We start from the raw sequence: 13,843 nt of genomic DNA on the forward strand, positions 1-13,843 counted from the left end.
ATTCGGGTTCGCAGCACACGCTGTACCTGCGGGGGCCCGGGTGGGGGCCAACTGCCGCAGCGAACGCCCCGTTTCGTGTAGGGGGTTCGCGGGAGATCGGGGGCTCGGCGCCCCTCGGTCGATGGGGCCACAGGCGACAGGGCGCTGCGGGATGGCTGGCACCTGGGCAGTCAGGCGTAACGCTCGACGAACCGCCGCTGCCAGGGTGTTTCGACGGCGTGGGGAGAGTATCCGCGTCGTACGAACGCCACCGCCTCGGTCGGGGGCACGCCGTCGAGCACGGCGAGGCAGGCCAGCGCGGTGCCCGTGCGGCCTCGGCCACCCGCACAGGCGATCTCGACCCGTTGTTCCTCGGCCCGGGCCAAGGTTTCCTGCAGCACCTTGCGGGCCTGTTCCCGGTCGGTGGGTAGGCGGAAGTCGGGCCAGCGGATCCAGGCGCTGGCCCAAACGGTCGCTGCCGGTGGCTTTCCGAGCAGATAGACGCCGAACTCAGGGTCGGGGCCGGGTGGGGTGCCAGAGCGCAGGCCCCGGCCCCGGATACGGCGGCCCGAGGGCAGGTCGAGGACTCCCGGTAGACCTTGGTCCCACATGCTGCCCTCCTCGGACGCGAACGATCAGGCCAGGCTCTGGGAGGATTCTTTGTCGAGGACCGGCGCCCTGTCCATCTCTCGCCAGGCCCCGCCCCTGAGCGGCTGCAGGGTGACCAGCACGTAGCAGAGCCCCACGAACAGCAGGGTCCCGGTCAGCCCGACCTGGTCCACAGCGAGGCCGGCGGCCAGGCTGCCGAGCGGCATTCCGGCCCAGCAGCCCGCATTGACCAGCCCGAACGCCCGGGCCCGCATCTGCGGCGGAATGCGCTCGAGCATCACCGTGCCGAGGATCGGGTTGATGCCGCCGGCGCAGAAGCCGGCCAGCGCCTTCATCACCAGCAGCACGCCGAAGGGCAGGCCGGCGGCGAACGCCAGGTAGACCGGGCCCCCGGCCAGGGTGAAGGCGATGATCAGGGTGGGTCGGCGGGGTAGGCGGTGCCCGACGGCACCGAACAGGAGTGACCCGAGGAAGGCGCCGCCGCCCATCGCCCCGACCAGCAGCCCCAGGGCGACCGCACCACTCAGCTCGCGGTCGGCGTAGACCGGCACCAGCACGGAACTGCCCGCCGCGTCGAAGAAGTTGGTCACCACGACGAGCAGGACCATGGCCCGCATCAGCGGGTCCGCGGCGACGAAGCGGAAGCCGGCGCGCAGGTCCTGCCAGTAGCCCGACCCGGCCACCGACTCACCGGCCGTTGCCGGCGTTCCTGGCTCACCCTCGTCCTCAGTTGTGCTCCTGACCTTGACCAGCCGGGCCACGAGCAGCGCCGAGACGACGAAGCTGGCCGTGTCCACGAACATCGCCTCGAGACCGCCGAGGGCCACGACCAGGAACCCACCGAGCGGGGCACCGAGCAGACGGGCTCCGCGTTCGGTGGCCTCCATCCAGCCGACGGCGCGCTCGAGCGGGACGCCGGACTCGGCGGCCACCTCCGGCAGCATCGCCCGTCGCGCGGTCTGGCCGGGAGCGTCGATCAGGTTGCCCGCGAAGATCAGCACGAACACTGCCCAGAGGGGCAGGCCGGTGGTGACGTGCAGGAGCGGCACGAGCATCACGAAGAAGCCGCCGCAAAGGTCAGCGAGGATGCTGGCGCGCCGGTAGCCGAGCCGGTCCACCACTGTGCCGCCGAACAGGTCGCCCAGAACGATGGGCAGGGTGGCCACCACCCCGGCGACCCCGGTGGCGGAGGCCGAGCCGGTCTGGTCGAGCACGTACAACGGCAGGGCCAGCAACGTGATCATGTTGCCGGTCAGGGAGAGCGTGTGCGCCAGGAAGAGGGCGTAGAGCGAACCCCGGCGATGCTGCGACATCAGGGCCTCCGGTACAGCTGATAGGTGGCGACCACGGTCTCGGTGCCGGGCCGGCTGCCGTGCGAGGCCTTGGCCTCCCAGCGCTCGGCCAGCTCGTCCAGCTCCCCCTGCAGTTCCTGCATCTGCTCCACAGTCAGGTGCAGGAAGACGTCACCGGTGGTGGACGCCTGCACCCAGTCGGGTTCCAGCGTGGGTTCGATGTCCAGGTAGGCCTCGTACGTGCTCAGGAGCCGACGGGCGATCAGGCGACGCAGCGCTCCCGAGGCCACGTGGCGTTTTGGGTCTTCCAGGTCGTCGGACGGTGACCAGGAGGTGCTGGCGTGCGCCGACCGCCACCAGCGCTCGCGGCGGTCGCGGGCCAGCTCCGGCGCCTCCTCGACGAAACCGAACTCCGCCAGCTTGCCCACGTGGTAGCTGATCGAACCGGGGGCCTCGTCGAGCAGCTCGCAGAGCATCTTGACCGACTGCGGGCCCCGGATCCGCAGCTCCGCCAGCAGCGAGATGCGCAGCGGGTGGGCCAGCGCCCGCATGGCCTTGGGATCGCTGAGGTTGACCGTGCCCTCGTCGCCGACCCGTCGGCGGTCCTGCGCTTCGTCCATGAGGCACGAGAGTAGATGCACAAGAACTCTTGCGCAATGAACGTTGTGCAACTCGTAGCCCAACTAGGCAGTACGGCAGACCGGTCGAACGCACTGCCCCTTCGAGGCGGCGCCCCGCCCCACCTGCAGGCATGCTGGTCGGGTGCCCGAAGGTGACGTCGTACTGAGAACCGCGCGGCGGCTCGACGCCGCGCTCGCCGGGCGTCGCCTGGTCAAGGCCGACCTGCGCTGGCCCTCACTGGCCGGCGAGAACCTGGTCGGTCTGGAGGTGCTTGAGGTGGTCGCCGTGGGCAAGCACCTGCTGATCCGCCTGGAACAGAACGCGACGCTGCACAGCCATCTGCGGATGGAGGGCTCCTGGCACGTGCACCGCACCGGGGAGCCGTGGCGCCGGCCGCGGGCCGAGCACGAGATCCGGGCGGTGCTGGTCAACCAGGAATGGACGGCGATCGGTCACCACCTCGGGATGATGGACCTGATCGCCACCGACCGGGAGAGCACCCTGGTTGGTCATCTGGGGCCGGACATCCTCTCCCCCACCTGGGACCTGGCCGTGGCCACCCAGCGGGTGCGCGACCAGGGCGAGCGGGAGATCGGGCTGGTCCTGCTGGACCAGCGGGTGATCGCCGGGATCGGCACGTTCTTCATGAGCGAGGCGGCGTTCCTGCGCGGGGTGAACCCGTGGCAGCCGACCAGCGAGGTGGCCAAGCTCGAGGAGCTGGTGCGGCTGGCCCACCGGCTGATGGTGGTGAACGTGGACCGCGCCACGCAGGTCACCACCGGCAACGCCCGTAAGGGGCAGGAGGCGTACGTACACGCGCGATCGGGCCGGCCGTGCCGTCGCTGCGGCACGACGATCCGGGTGGCGACCCTGGGAGAACCCCCGAACGATCGGGCGGTGTTCTGGTGCCCGCACTGCCAGCCGGGCGTGGTGCCGACCGATGATGGACGTCCGCGGCGCCCGTTGGGTGCCGAACGCGGCCCGGTGGGTGCCGAGCGGCGGATCCGGCCACCTCGGCCTCGTTCGCCCTACCGACGCTGAGCACTCCTGGGCGAAACGGCAAAACCCGAGTGCCTCCGGGACGAGAAGTCCGGAGGCACTCGGGTTCAGCGCAGAGCTGTGGGGTTATGCGGCTCCGGCGAGCTCGTCGGCCAGCCCCTCCGGAACAGTGTCAGGCACCCGGACCGCAGCGGGCACGAGGTTCTCCGCCGCCGCCACCCGCTCGCTGACCTCGTGCAGCACCGAGGACAGCGGGACGTCGAGCGCCCCGCAGATCGATGCCAGCAGCTCGGACGACGCCTCCTTCTGACCGCGCTCGACCTCGCTCAGGTAACCGAGGGAGACACGGGCCACCGAGGACACCTCTCGCAGGGTGCGGCCCTGCTGGCGCCTGGCATCGCGGAGCACGTCGCCGATCTCCTGCCGTAGAAGCACCATGGCGCGCCCTCCTTTCTGTGGTCCTACCCTCGGTGCCCCGCCCGGAAGGCGGGACTCGACGGTGTTGGCACCATCTTGCCCCCGAACCGTTACGACCGCGTGGCCGACAGTCCGGCGTCCGTTCGACTTGACGGACTGTTGTTTACCCGGTTCGTACTCCGGGCGCGATCCGTACGGACCGGCCGATGTGCGTCGTGGTGGATTCACCGTACCCCGCGGCACCGACAACGGTCGCGCAGGAGTCCGAACGGGGGTGGCCGGAACGGCACTTTCGGACCGGTTGGCAGCTGACGACATGTGAGACCTAACGGCGCCGGGGGTGCCCCTGTTCCGGGGTTGAGGCAGGAGGACTCAGGTTCGGCCACCCCTTGACGAACCCGGCTCGGTGACCTGTCGGCACCCTGTGAATCAGCTGTTCACCTCGACCAGGAGCTCCAGCACCCGGGCCGCGCTGCCCAGCCGGATCGCCGCCCGGTCGCCGGGCAGGTCCAGGCGCAGCACCCGGGCCGTGACCTGCTCGTGACCTACGGTCCGGTAAAAGTCCAGGTCAGTCGCCGGTTGCGAGGCCTTCACGAGGGGTCCGGCGACGGCCACGAAGACCCTTCCGGCGGGGGCTCCGTCGGCCGGGCCCGGGCCCGCGACGCCGGTGGTGGCGAGGCCGTAGTCGGCCTTCAGCAGCTCCCGGACGCCCCCGGCCATCTGTGCGGCGACGTCCGGATCGACCGGCCCTTTCGCTGAGAGCAGAGCGGGATCGACGCCCAAAATGTCTTTCTTGAGCTCCGTCGCGTAGGCCACCACGGCTCCGCGCAGCACCGCCGACGCACCGGCGATCGCCACCAGAGAGGCCGAGACCATGCCGCCGGTGAGCGATTCGGCGATGGCCACGGTCCGCCCCTGTTCGCTGAGGGCTGAAACGATCTGGGCCGCAGTCTGGTCTATGTCCGCAGCAATCTCCGCATCGGCCACGGCGTGGTGCGGAGAGGCCGCGAGCTCACTCTCGTCCGCGTCGCCCGGCTCCAGTCCGGGCGGGGACGGCTCCTGGGTCTGGGTCATGGGGCACAGCGTGCCACTCCCCCACGTGACTACAACCCGTGAGGGCCCCTTCGGTCCAACGGCTTCTAGGCCGGGGACCGACCGGCCCGGCGCAGGCGCACGGCCTGGGCCACGTAGTCGATCCCGGTGCCCACGGTCAGGGCCACCGCGACCCCCATGCAGGCGAACGCCAGCGGCTGGACCGCGTCCGGCAGCGGGCAGACCATCAGCATGATCGCCACCGACTGGGCCACCGTCTTGGCCTTGCCGCCCCGGCCGGCCGCCATCACGCCGTACCTGATCATGAAGAAGCGCATGACGGTGATGCCGAGCTCGCGGAAGAGCACCAGCACGGTGACCCACCACCAGAGCTCACCGATCATCGACAGGGAGATCAGCGCGGCCCCGATCAGGGCCTTGTCGGCGATCGGGTCGGCGATCTTGCCCAGGTCGGTGACCAGGCCCCAGCTGCGGGCCAGGTCGCCGTCGATCCGGTCGGTGATGATCGCCCCGGCGAAGACCACCGCGGCGGCGATCCGCCAGCTGGTCTCCTGCCCGTCACCGTGCAGCATGAGCACGGCGAACAGCGGCACCAGCGCGATCCGCAGGGCGGTCAGCGCGTTGGCGATGTTCCAGTTGCTGGGCGCCTTGGTCGTGGTGCTCACCCGGCTGAGTTCACCGCGGACGAGCCCGCGGGGGCCGCCAGATCGACCGCCGGATCGACCGCGGAGGCGATCAGGTCCACACCCATCGTCTCGGTGACGACCGCCTCGACCCAGTCGCCGGGGGCGGCCTGCACGCCGGGCAGCAGCACCTGGCCGTCGACCTCCGGGCCCTGGTGGGCGGCGCGGCCGACCATCGTGCCCGGATCGTCCTCGTCCACACCCTCGACCAGGACCCGGACCCGCTCGCCGATGCGGTCTTCCGCCCGCTGCGCGGTGAGCTCCTCGACCAGGCCGGTGATGTGCGCGACCCGCGCCGCGACCTCGTCCGCCGAGAGCTTGCCGTCGAGCGTGGCGGCCTCGGTGCCGTCCTCGTCGGAGTAGCCGAACACGCCGACCACGTCGAGGCGGGCCTCGACCAGGAAGCCGGCCAGCTCCTCGACGTCGGCCTCGGTCTCGCCCGGGAAGCCGACGATCACGTTGGAGCGGATGCCCGCCTCGGCGCTGCGCTCGCGGATGCCGCGCAGCAGGTTGAGGAAGTCACCGGTGCTGCCGAAGCGGCGCATCCGGCGCAGCACGGCGTTGGAGGAGTGCTGGAACGACAGGTCGAAGTAGGGCGCCACGCCCTCGGTGCCGGCGATCGCGTCGATCAGGCCGGGCCGCAGCTCGGCCGGCTGCAGGTAGGACACCCGCACCCGGTCGACGCCCTCGACCGCGGCCAGCTCGGGCAGCATGGTCTCGAGCAGGCGGATGTCGCCCAGGTCTTTTCCGTAGGACGTGGAGTTCTCGCTGACCAGGAACAGTTCCTTCACGCCGCGCTCGGCCAGCCAGCGGGCCTCGGTGAGGACCTCGGCGGGGCGGCGGGACAGGAAGGCGCCGCGGAAGGCCGGGATGGCGCAGAAGGTGCAGCGGCGGTCGCAGCCGGAGGCGAGCTTCAGCGGCGCCCAGGGGCGGCCGTCGAGCCGGGCCCGGATCACCCGTGGGCCGCTGACCGGAGCCACCCCGGAGGGCAGGTCACCGATGATCACCGGGTCCTGCGAGTGCCCGGGGACGGCGACGGCGGCCTCCCGGCGCGCGGTCGGCGTGAGCGGCAGCAGGGTGCGCCGGTCGACCGGGACGTGCGACTTCGGCTTCTCGCCGTGCAGGATCGCGTCGAGGTGCTTGGAGAGGTCGGCGTAGGAGTCGAACCCGAGCACCGCGTCGGCCTCCGGCAGCGACTCGGCGAGCTGCTCGCCGTACCGCTCGGCCAGGCAGCCGACGGCGACCACGGCCTGGGTGCGGGCCGGGCCGTCCTTCAGCTCGGCGGCCTCCATCAGGACGTCGATCGAGTCCTTCTTGGCCTGCTCGACGAAGCCACAGGTGTTCACGACGGCGACGTCGGCGTTCTCGGCGTCGTCGACGAGTTCCCATCCGGCGGCGGCCAGGCGACCGGCCAATTCCTCCGAATCGACCTCGTTCCGGGCGCATCCCAGGGTGACAACAGCTACGGAGCGAGGGGCAACCACGGCCACAGACTACTGGCCGTTTCGGCCTGCCGGATTCACCAGCCCCGGTTGCCCGCCCGAGGAGACGTTGAGCACCCCCTCGGCCCAAGGGTCCCACGGGGAACCGGAAGGCCCCGGCCGCCTACGCGACCGGGGCCCACCGACGTCCTCGATCTCTAGGCGTTCTCGCTCAGCAGGGCCCGCATCGAACGGGTCGGCTGCAGCCAGGCGCCACCGGCCGGCAGGTTGTCCAGCCGCACCCGCGGCAGCGGGGTGGTGAAGGCGCCGGGCACGTCCTCGAGGTCGACGAACCGGATCACCTCGGACTCCTGCGCGTAACCGGCGACCTCGACGAAGGACAGCACCGTGACGTCCACGCCGTCGCGGGCCAGTTCTTCCAGCGGCTCGTTGAAGTTGCGCCCGTCACCGCTGGCCACCACCAGGCGCCGCAGCGTCCGGGTGCGGTGGCGCTCGGCGATGTGGGCGAGCATGTCGTCGTCCACGTCGTCGAGCGGGCCCAGCTTGGGCCGGGCGAACACCGAGTAACCGAACGAGCGGATCGCCTCGACCCAGCCGCGCATCGTGGCGGCCCCGCCCGGAGGCACGTTCGCGAAGACCGCACCCTCCACGTCCCGGTCGCCGGCCTGGGCCAGCAGCCACTTGGCCACCGCGTCGAACCGCGGCCGGGACTGCGCCGACGGCCGGCCGCCGATCACGTTCGAGAGCGTCATGTCGATGTTCGGGGCGTCCCAGACCAGCAGGTCCAGCTCGGCCCGCTCGCCGCTGACCAGACCGAGGTCCTCGACCGTAAGGGGGGCGTCCTCGCCCAAATCGTCGTCAATCATCATCCATACCTGGTTCCCATAGATCTTCTACCCGGCCGGCGTCGTCGTCCGGCGGGGTCTCACCGCGGATCAGGGCCAGCGTGGCAGGAAGATCGTCAGGTTTCACCATCACGTCGCGCGCCTTGCTTCCCTCGCTGGGTCCCACCACACCCCGGGACTCCAGCAGATCCATCAGCCGGCCCGCCTTCGCGAACCCGACCCGCAGCTTGCGCTGCAGCATCGAGGTCGACCCGAACTGCGAGGTGACGATGAGTTCGGCAGCCGCCAGCAGCAACTCAAGATCGTCACCGATGTCCTCGTCGATCTCCTTGTGGACGACCGGGGCGGCGACGTCCTCGCGGTAGACCGGCTGCAGCTGCTCGCGGACGTGCTCGACCACCCGCTCGATCTCGGACTCGGTGACCCAGGCACCCTGCACGCGCATCGGCTTGGAGGCGCCCATCGGCAGGAACAGCCCGTCGCCCTGGCCGATCAGCTTCTCCGCCCCGGGCTGGTCGAGGACCACCCGGGAGTCGGTGACCGAGCTGGTCGCGAACGCCATCCGGGACGGCACGTTGGCCTTGATCAGGCCGGTGACCACGTCGACGCTGGGCCGCTGGGTGGCCAGCACCAGGTGGATGCCGGCGGCCCGGGCGAGCTGGGTGATCCGGACGATCGCGTCCTCCACGTCGCGCGGCGCGACCATCATCAGGTCGGCCAGCTCGTCCACCACGACCAGCAGGTAGGGGTAGGGCTGGAGCCGGCGCTCGCTGCCGGGCGGCAGCACGACGGTGTTGTTGCGGATCGCCTTGTTGAAGTCGTCGATGTGCTTGAACCCGAACGCCGACAGGTCGTCGTAGCGGGCGTCCATCTCCTTCACCACCCACTGCAGGGCCTCGGCGGCCTTCTTCGGGTTGGTGATGATCGGCGTGATCAGGTGCGGGATGCCCTCGTAGGCGGTGAGTTCCACGCGCTTGGGGTCGACCAGCACCATCCGCACCTCGTCGGGCGTGGAGCGCATCAGCAGCGAGGTGATCATCGAGTTCACGAACGAGGACTTGCCGGCGCCGGTGGCCCCGGCGACCAGCATGTGCGGCATCTTGGCCAGGTTGGCGATGACGTAGCCGCCCTCGACGTCCTTGCCCACGCCCATCACCATCGGGTGCTCCGAGCGCCGCGCGGTCTGGCTGCGCAGCACGTCGCCCAGGGAGACCGTCTCGCGGTCGGCGTTCGGGATCTCGATGCCGATCGCCGACTTGCCCGGGATCGGCGACAGGATGCGCACGTCGGCGCTGGCCACCGCGTAGGAGATGTTCTTGCTCAGCGCGGTGACCTTCTCGACCTTGACCGCCGGGCCGACCTCGACCTCGTAGCGGGTCACCGTGGGGCCCCGGCTGAAACCGGTGACCTGGGCGTCGATGTTGAAGTCCTCGAACACCCGGGTGAGCGACTCGACCACCTTGTCGTTGGCCTCGCTGCGCTCCTTCGGGGCGGGCCCGGCGGGCAGCATGTCGGACGGCGGCAGGTGGTAGGTGACGTCTCCGGCCAGCAGCAGCTGTTCCACCCGCTCGGGCAGCTGGGTGGTCTCGGGGGCCTCGGGAGGGCTGGACGGGACGGGCGCGACCTTCGCGACCGGGGGCGGCGGCGGAGGGGGGGCCGGACTGTCGGCCGGAGCAGGGGGTGGCGTGCCCCGCCCGGCGTCCAGCAGGTCGCGCAGGTCGACCTCCTGGGTCTCGCGGACGGCGTCTTCCTGACCGGCGGCGTCGACGTCGAAGACCCGGGCCGCACGGCCTTTGCGCGGTTTGGCCGGCCGGGTCGGCACCGGGGCCGTGTCCTCCTCGTCGGGGGTGAGGATGGCCTTGGCGTAGGCCTCGTCGCCGTGCAGGGGGCCCTCGTCGCCGGCCGGCCCGCGGCGGAAGCGGCGGCCGGTGAGGTGGTACTCCTCGTCGGTGCCCATGCCGGTGAGGGAGTCGTGCAGGTCGCGCAGACGGTCCGGAATCGCGTAGACCGGGGTGGCGGTGACCACGAGCAGACCGAAGAAGGCCAGGAGCAGCAGGATCGGCACGGCGCCCCAGACGCTGACGCCGGCCTCGAGCGGGGCCGAGACCAGGTAGCCGATCATGCCGCCGGCGCCGCGCATGTCGCCCGCGCCGTCGGACGGGCCGGGCACGTCGGCGGCCAGGTGGGTCAGGCCGGTGGCGGAGACGATGATCGCGGCGGTGCCGATGAACATCCGGTTGACCGAGGCCATCTCGTCCGGCCGGCGCATCACCAGCCAGCCCGCGACCAGCAGGAGCAGCGGCAGGACGAGCGAGACCTTGCCGATGGTGCCGGCCGCCACGGCGTGCACCGCGACGCCCAGGTTGCCCGGCAGGCCCCACCACTCGCGGGAGGCGACCACGATCGCGGCGGCCACCAGGAGCAGGCCCACACCGTCGCGGCGGTGATCCGGGTCGAAGTCCCGGGCACCCTGACCGACCACCCGGGCGCCCCCGCCGACCAGGTGGGCCAGGCCCATGTAGAGGCTGCGAACCATCCGGAACGGCAGCGGGGCGCGGGCCGGGGCACTACGGCGGGCGGGCGGGCGAGCGGCGGCCTTGGTCGTCCGGCCGGTGCCGCGGGCCTTGGTGGTGCGCCCCTTGCCCTTGGCCGTGCTCTGGGTGCGGGACCGTCCGGACGCACTCTTGGAGGCAGTGGAGCGCGACGAACTGCCGCCAGATGTGGACGTACGGGTCGCCATGATGGCGAGGCTACGCGATAGACACACCGGATCACGGGTGCAACGCCGAGGGTCACGCCGGGCGGCGTCATCCCTTCGCCCAGGCCTGGTGACACACCGTGCAGCCGGTTCGAGCGCCTGGATCGGCCGCCCCTACAGTTACGCCGTGCCCGCCCACACAGCCCAGGACCAGCAGATCGAGGCCCCGGCGGACACCGGGCTGCACTTACGCCGGCACCGCTCCACCCGGGCGGTTCTGCTCGTGGTCGCAGTGGGCGCGGTGGCCGCGATCGCGGCGGTGGTGGGAGTGCGGCAGCTACGCACCGATCCCCCGCCCCCCTGGCCCGCTCAGGCTGCGCAGATCGGCAGCTCCACCTGCACCGACCCGTCCACGAACCAGCAGTGGCGAGTTTCCTGGGAGGTGAGCTCCGAGCTGGGGGTACGGCCCACCGCGCTGCATGTGCGCACGCTGCCCAACGGCGCCTGGCTGGACCGGGCCAACGATCGCTGGCAGCTGCGCTGGAACCAGGCCCCGGCCGAGGTGGCCGGCACCGACTTCGCCTGGAACCACGATCTGACCGCCCCGCTGTCCGGCCTGTCCCAGGTGGCCGTCTCGGCCTCCCTGTCGCCGCGATTCGTCACCCCTGACGGTGCCTGCACGGTCTACACCGCTCCCTTCGGACCGGGAGCCCCCGGCAAGGGGTCGGTCGCCGTCATCGGCGACAGTCTGATCGCCCAGCTGGTGCCCGCGGCCGCTACTGCTTCCGGAACCACCGTCTCGGCTGCACCCGGCGCAACCACGCCAGCACAAACGTCCGTTGTTACCCCCACCGCCGTACCCGGCGAGCCCGCGACGGGCCCCCTGCTCACCGCCCTGCTGGATCGCGGCCACCGCGCCCAGATCGACGGGCAGGGAGGACGACGATGGGTGGCCGCGCAGGAGGAGCTGGACGCGCTCGAGCTGGCCAACGGCACGATGAAGGACGAGTTGCGCGGGCTTCGGGAGGCCGGCTCAGTGGTCGTGGCGCTGGGGACCAACGATGCGAACTGGGCCGGGCTGGCCCCCGACGACGTGCAGTTCGAGTCCCGCCTCAGCTGGACCCTGGAGAACCTGCAGCAGACCATCGACGAGCTCGCCCAGCGAGGGCACTGCACGGTGCTGCTGACCATGGCCGCGCAGGGAAAGGTCAACGCCGGAACGCCCCGGGGTAACCGGTTCGAGCTGACCGCCGCCCGGATCAACGCACTGCTGAAGCAGAAGGCCGACGCCGAACCCCGCCTGGCCCTGTACGACTGGGGTTCACAGGGAGACCAGCACGCCTTCGGCACGGCCGACTCGTGGTTCGGCGCCGACACCGTGCACCTCTCCCCGGCCGGGATCACCGCCTACAGCCGTGCCCTCTCCGAGGCGGCCGATCTGGGCTGCTCATGACTGAGCGGCGCGGTGGAAGTTCTCCACCGCGCCGCTCAGTGAGCCGGATCAGGCCTCGATCACCAGGGGGATGATCATCGGCCGGCGCCGGTAGGACTCGTTCACCCAACGGCCGACCACGCGCCGCACGATCTGCGAGAGCTGGTGCGTGTCGTTGTTGGTGCCGTTGCTGGCCGCGTCCCGCAGGGCGTCCAGGATGCGCGGGCGGACCTTGTCGAACACCGCCTCGTCCTCGGCGAAGCCGCGGGCGTGGATCTCCGGGCCGGCCAGGACCTTGCCGCTGGCCGAGTCGACCACGACGATGATCGAGATGAAGCCCTCCTCGCCGAGGATCCGCCGGTCCTTCAGGTCGGCCTCGGTGATCTCGCCGACCGTCGAGCCGTCCACGTAGACCAGGCCGCACTCGATCTTGCCGGCGATCGTGGCCTTGCCGCCGATCAGGTCGACGACCACGCCGTCCTCGGCGACCAGGACCCGCTCGCGCGGCACCCCGGTCTTGACCGCGAGCTCGGCGTTGGCCACCAGGTGCCGCATCTCGCCGTGCACCGGCATGACGTTCTTCGGCTTGATGATGTTGTAGCAGTAGAGCAGCTCACCGGCGCTGGCGTGACCGGAGACGTGCACCCGGGCGTTGCCCTGGTGCACCACCTTGGCGCCGAGCCGGGTGAGCCCGTTGATCACCCGGAACACCGAGTTCTCGTTGCCCGGGATGAGCGAGGAGGCGAGCACCACGGTGTCGCCCACGCCGACCTCGACCCGGTGGTCACGGTTGGCCATCCGGGACAGCGCGGCCATCGGCTCGCCCTGCGAGCCGGTGCACATCAGCACCACCCGCTCGTCCGGCAGGTCGCCGACCGCCTTGATGTCGATCAGCACGCCCGGCGGCACGGTCAGGTAGCCCAGGTCACGGGCGATGCCCATGTTGCGCACCATCGAGCGGCCGACCAGGGCGACCCGGCGGTTGTGGGCGTGCGCGGCGTCGAGCACCTGCTGCACCCGGTGCACGTGCGAGGCGAACGAGGCCACGATGATCCGGCGCTCGGCCGCCGCGAACACCGAGTTCAGCACCGGGGTGATGTCCCGCTCGGAGACGGTGAACCCGGGCACCTCGGCGTTGGTCGAGTCCGGCATGAACAGGTCCACGCCGGCCTCGCCGAGCCGGGCGAAGGCCCGCAGGTCGGTGATCCGGCCGTCCAGCGGCAGCTGGTCCATCTTGAAGTCGCCGGTGTGCAGCACGGTGCCCGCGCTGGTGGTGACGGCGACCGCCAGGGCGTCCGGGATGGAGTGGTTGACCGCCACGAACTCGCAGTCGAAGGGGCCGAACTGCTCCTTCTGCCCCTCCTTCACGGCGAGCGTGATCGGGGTGATCCGGTGTTCCTTCAGCTTGGCCTCGATCAGCGCGAGGGTGAGCTGGGAACCGACCAGGGGCAGGTCGTTCTTCAGGCGCAGCAGGTAGGGCACCGCGCCGATGTGGTCCTCGTGGCCGTGCGTGAGCACCACGGCGACCACGTCGTCGAGCCGGTCGGCGATGTAGGAGAAGTCGGGCAGGATCAGGTCGACGCCGGGCTGGTGGTCCTCGGGGAACAGCACCCCGCAGTCGATGATCAGGAGCTTGCCCTGGTGCTCGAGCACCGCCATGTTCCGGCCGACCTCGCCGAGGCCACCCAGCGCGACCACGCGCAGGGCACCCTTCGCCACGGCCCGGGGTCTGCCGAGTTCGCTCAGGTTGTTGATCATGCGGTCACCTCGCGG

Annotated in this window: 12 protein-coding genes; 2 read left to right on the forward strand and 10 right to left on the reverse strand. The window is 71.1% G+C overall.

Features of this window, described 5'->3' with window-relative positions; translation table 11 throughout:
* Window positions 1–170: 170 nt before the first annotated feature.
* Genes LWF15_RS32680 through LWF15_RS32690 form a run of 3 tightly spaced genes read right to left on the reverse strand, consistent with a single transcriptional unit; the run spans window position 171 to window position 2,500 of the window.
* Window positions 171–590: a protein-tyrosine phosphatase family protein gene (locus LWF15_RS32680; protein WP_232814856.1), complete on the reverse strand. Its 420-nt coding sequence runs from the start codon at window positions 588–590 to the stop codon at window positions 171–173.
* Between the two features lie 24 nt (window positions 591–614).
* Window positions 615–1,901 (reverse strand): MFS transporter, encoded by a 1,287-nt coding sequence (locus LWF15_RS32685; RefSeq protein ID WP_232814857.1) that lies wholly within the window; start codon window positions 1,899–1,901, stop codon window positions 615–617.
* Window positions 1,901–2,500, reverse strand: a complete 600-nt coding sequence (locus tag LWF15_RS32690; RefSeq protein ID WP_232814858.1) for a winged helix-turn-helix domain-containing protein — start codon at window positions 2,498–2,500, stop codon at window positions 1,901–1,903. Before LWF15_RS32690 ends, LWF15_RS32685 begins: the two co-directional genes overlap by 1 nt.
* Window positions 2,501–2,642: 142 nt before the next feature.
* Between LWF15_RS32690 and LWF15_RS37980 the strand changes: the two genes are divergently transcribed.
* Window positions 2,643–3,542: a DNA-formamidopyrimidine glycosylase family protein gene (locus LWF15_RS37980; RefSeq protein ID WP_232814859.1), complete on the forward strand. Its 900-nt coding sequence runs from the start codon at window positions 2,643–2,645 to the stop codon at window positions 3,540–3,542.
* Between the two features lie 84 nt (window positions 3,543–3,626).
* Here LWF15_RS37980 and LWF15_RS32700 read toward each other — a convergent pair whose 3' ends face one another.
* From LWF15_RS32700 to LWF15_RS32725, 6 genes are all read right to left on the reverse strand, one after another.
* Window positions 3,627–3,938 carry a helix-turn-helix domain-containing protein gene (locus LWF15_RS32700; protein WP_232814860.1) on the reverse strand — a complete coding sequence of 104 codons (312 nt, stop codon included), beginning with the start codon at window positions 3,936–3,938 and terminating at the stop codon, window positions 3,627–3,629.
* Window positions 3,939–4,346: 408 nt separating this feature from the next.
* Window positions 4,347–4,991, reverse strand: a complete 645-nt coding sequence (locus tag LWF15_RS32705) for a CinA family protein (RefSeq protein WP_232814861.1) — start codon at window positions 4,989–4,991, stop codon at window positions 4,347–4,349.
* 65 nt (window positions 4,992–5,056) lie between these two features.
* Window positions 5,057–5,635, reverse strand: coding sequence for a CDP-diacylglycerol--glycerol-3-phosphate 3-phosphatidyltransferase (gene pgsA / locus LWF15_RS32710; RefSeq protein ID WP_232814862.1), 579 nt, complete (start codon window positions 5,633–5,635; stop codon window positions 5,057–5,059).
* Window positions 5,632–7,137: a 30S ribosomal protein S12 methylthiotransferase RimO gene (rimO, locus tag LWF15_RS32715; protein WP_232814863.1), complete on the reverse strand. Its 1,506-nt coding sequence runs from the start codon at window positions 7,135–7,137 to the stop codon at window positions 5,632–5,634. Before rimO ends, pgsA begins: the two co-directional genes overlap by 4 nt.
* Window positions 7,138–7,292: 155 nt before the next feature.
* Window positions 7,293–7,964: an NYN domain-containing protein gene (locus LWF15_RS32720; protein ID WP_352396544.1), complete on the reverse strand. Its 672-nt coding sequence runs from the start codon at window positions 7,962–7,964 to the stop codon at window positions 7,293–7,295.
* The gene (locus LWF15_RS32725) at window positions 7,954–10,680 is read right to left on the reverse strand and encodes a DNA translocase FtsK (RefSeq protein ID WP_232814865.1); all 2,727 of its coding nucleotides are present in this window, start codon (window positions 10,678–10,680) and stop codon (window positions 7,954–7,956) included. The genes LWF15_RS32720 and LWF15_RS32725 overlap by 11 nt, the downstream gene beginning before the upstream one ends.
* A gap of 145 nt (window positions 10,681–10,825) precedes the next feature.
* Between LWF15_RS32725 and LWF15_RS32730 the strand changes: the two genes are divergently transcribed.
* Complete coding sequence (locus tag LWF15_RS32730; protein WP_232814866.1) at window positions 10,826–12,091, forward strand: GDSL-type esterase/lipase family protein; 1,266 nt, start codon at window positions 10,826–10,828, stop codon at window positions 12,089–12,091.
* Between the two features lie 48 nt (window positions 12,092–12,139).
* Here the strand turns inward: LWF15_RS32730 and LWF15_RS32735 are convergent, their stop codons facing one another.
* Window positions 12,140–13,828 carry a ribonuclease J gene (locus LWF15_RS32735; protein ID WP_232814867.1) on the reverse strand — a complete coding sequence of 563 codons (1,689 nt, stop codon included), beginning with the start codon at window positions 13,826–13,828 and terminating at the stop codon, window positions 12,140–12,142.
* Window positions 13,829–13,843 lie beyond the last annotated feature (15 nt).

The sequence above is a fragment of the Kineosporia rhizophila genome (assembly GCF_021277265.1).
Taxonomy (GTDB): Bacteria; Actinomycetota; Actinomycetes; order Actinomycetales; family Kineosporiaceae; genus Kineosporia; species Kineosporia rhizophila.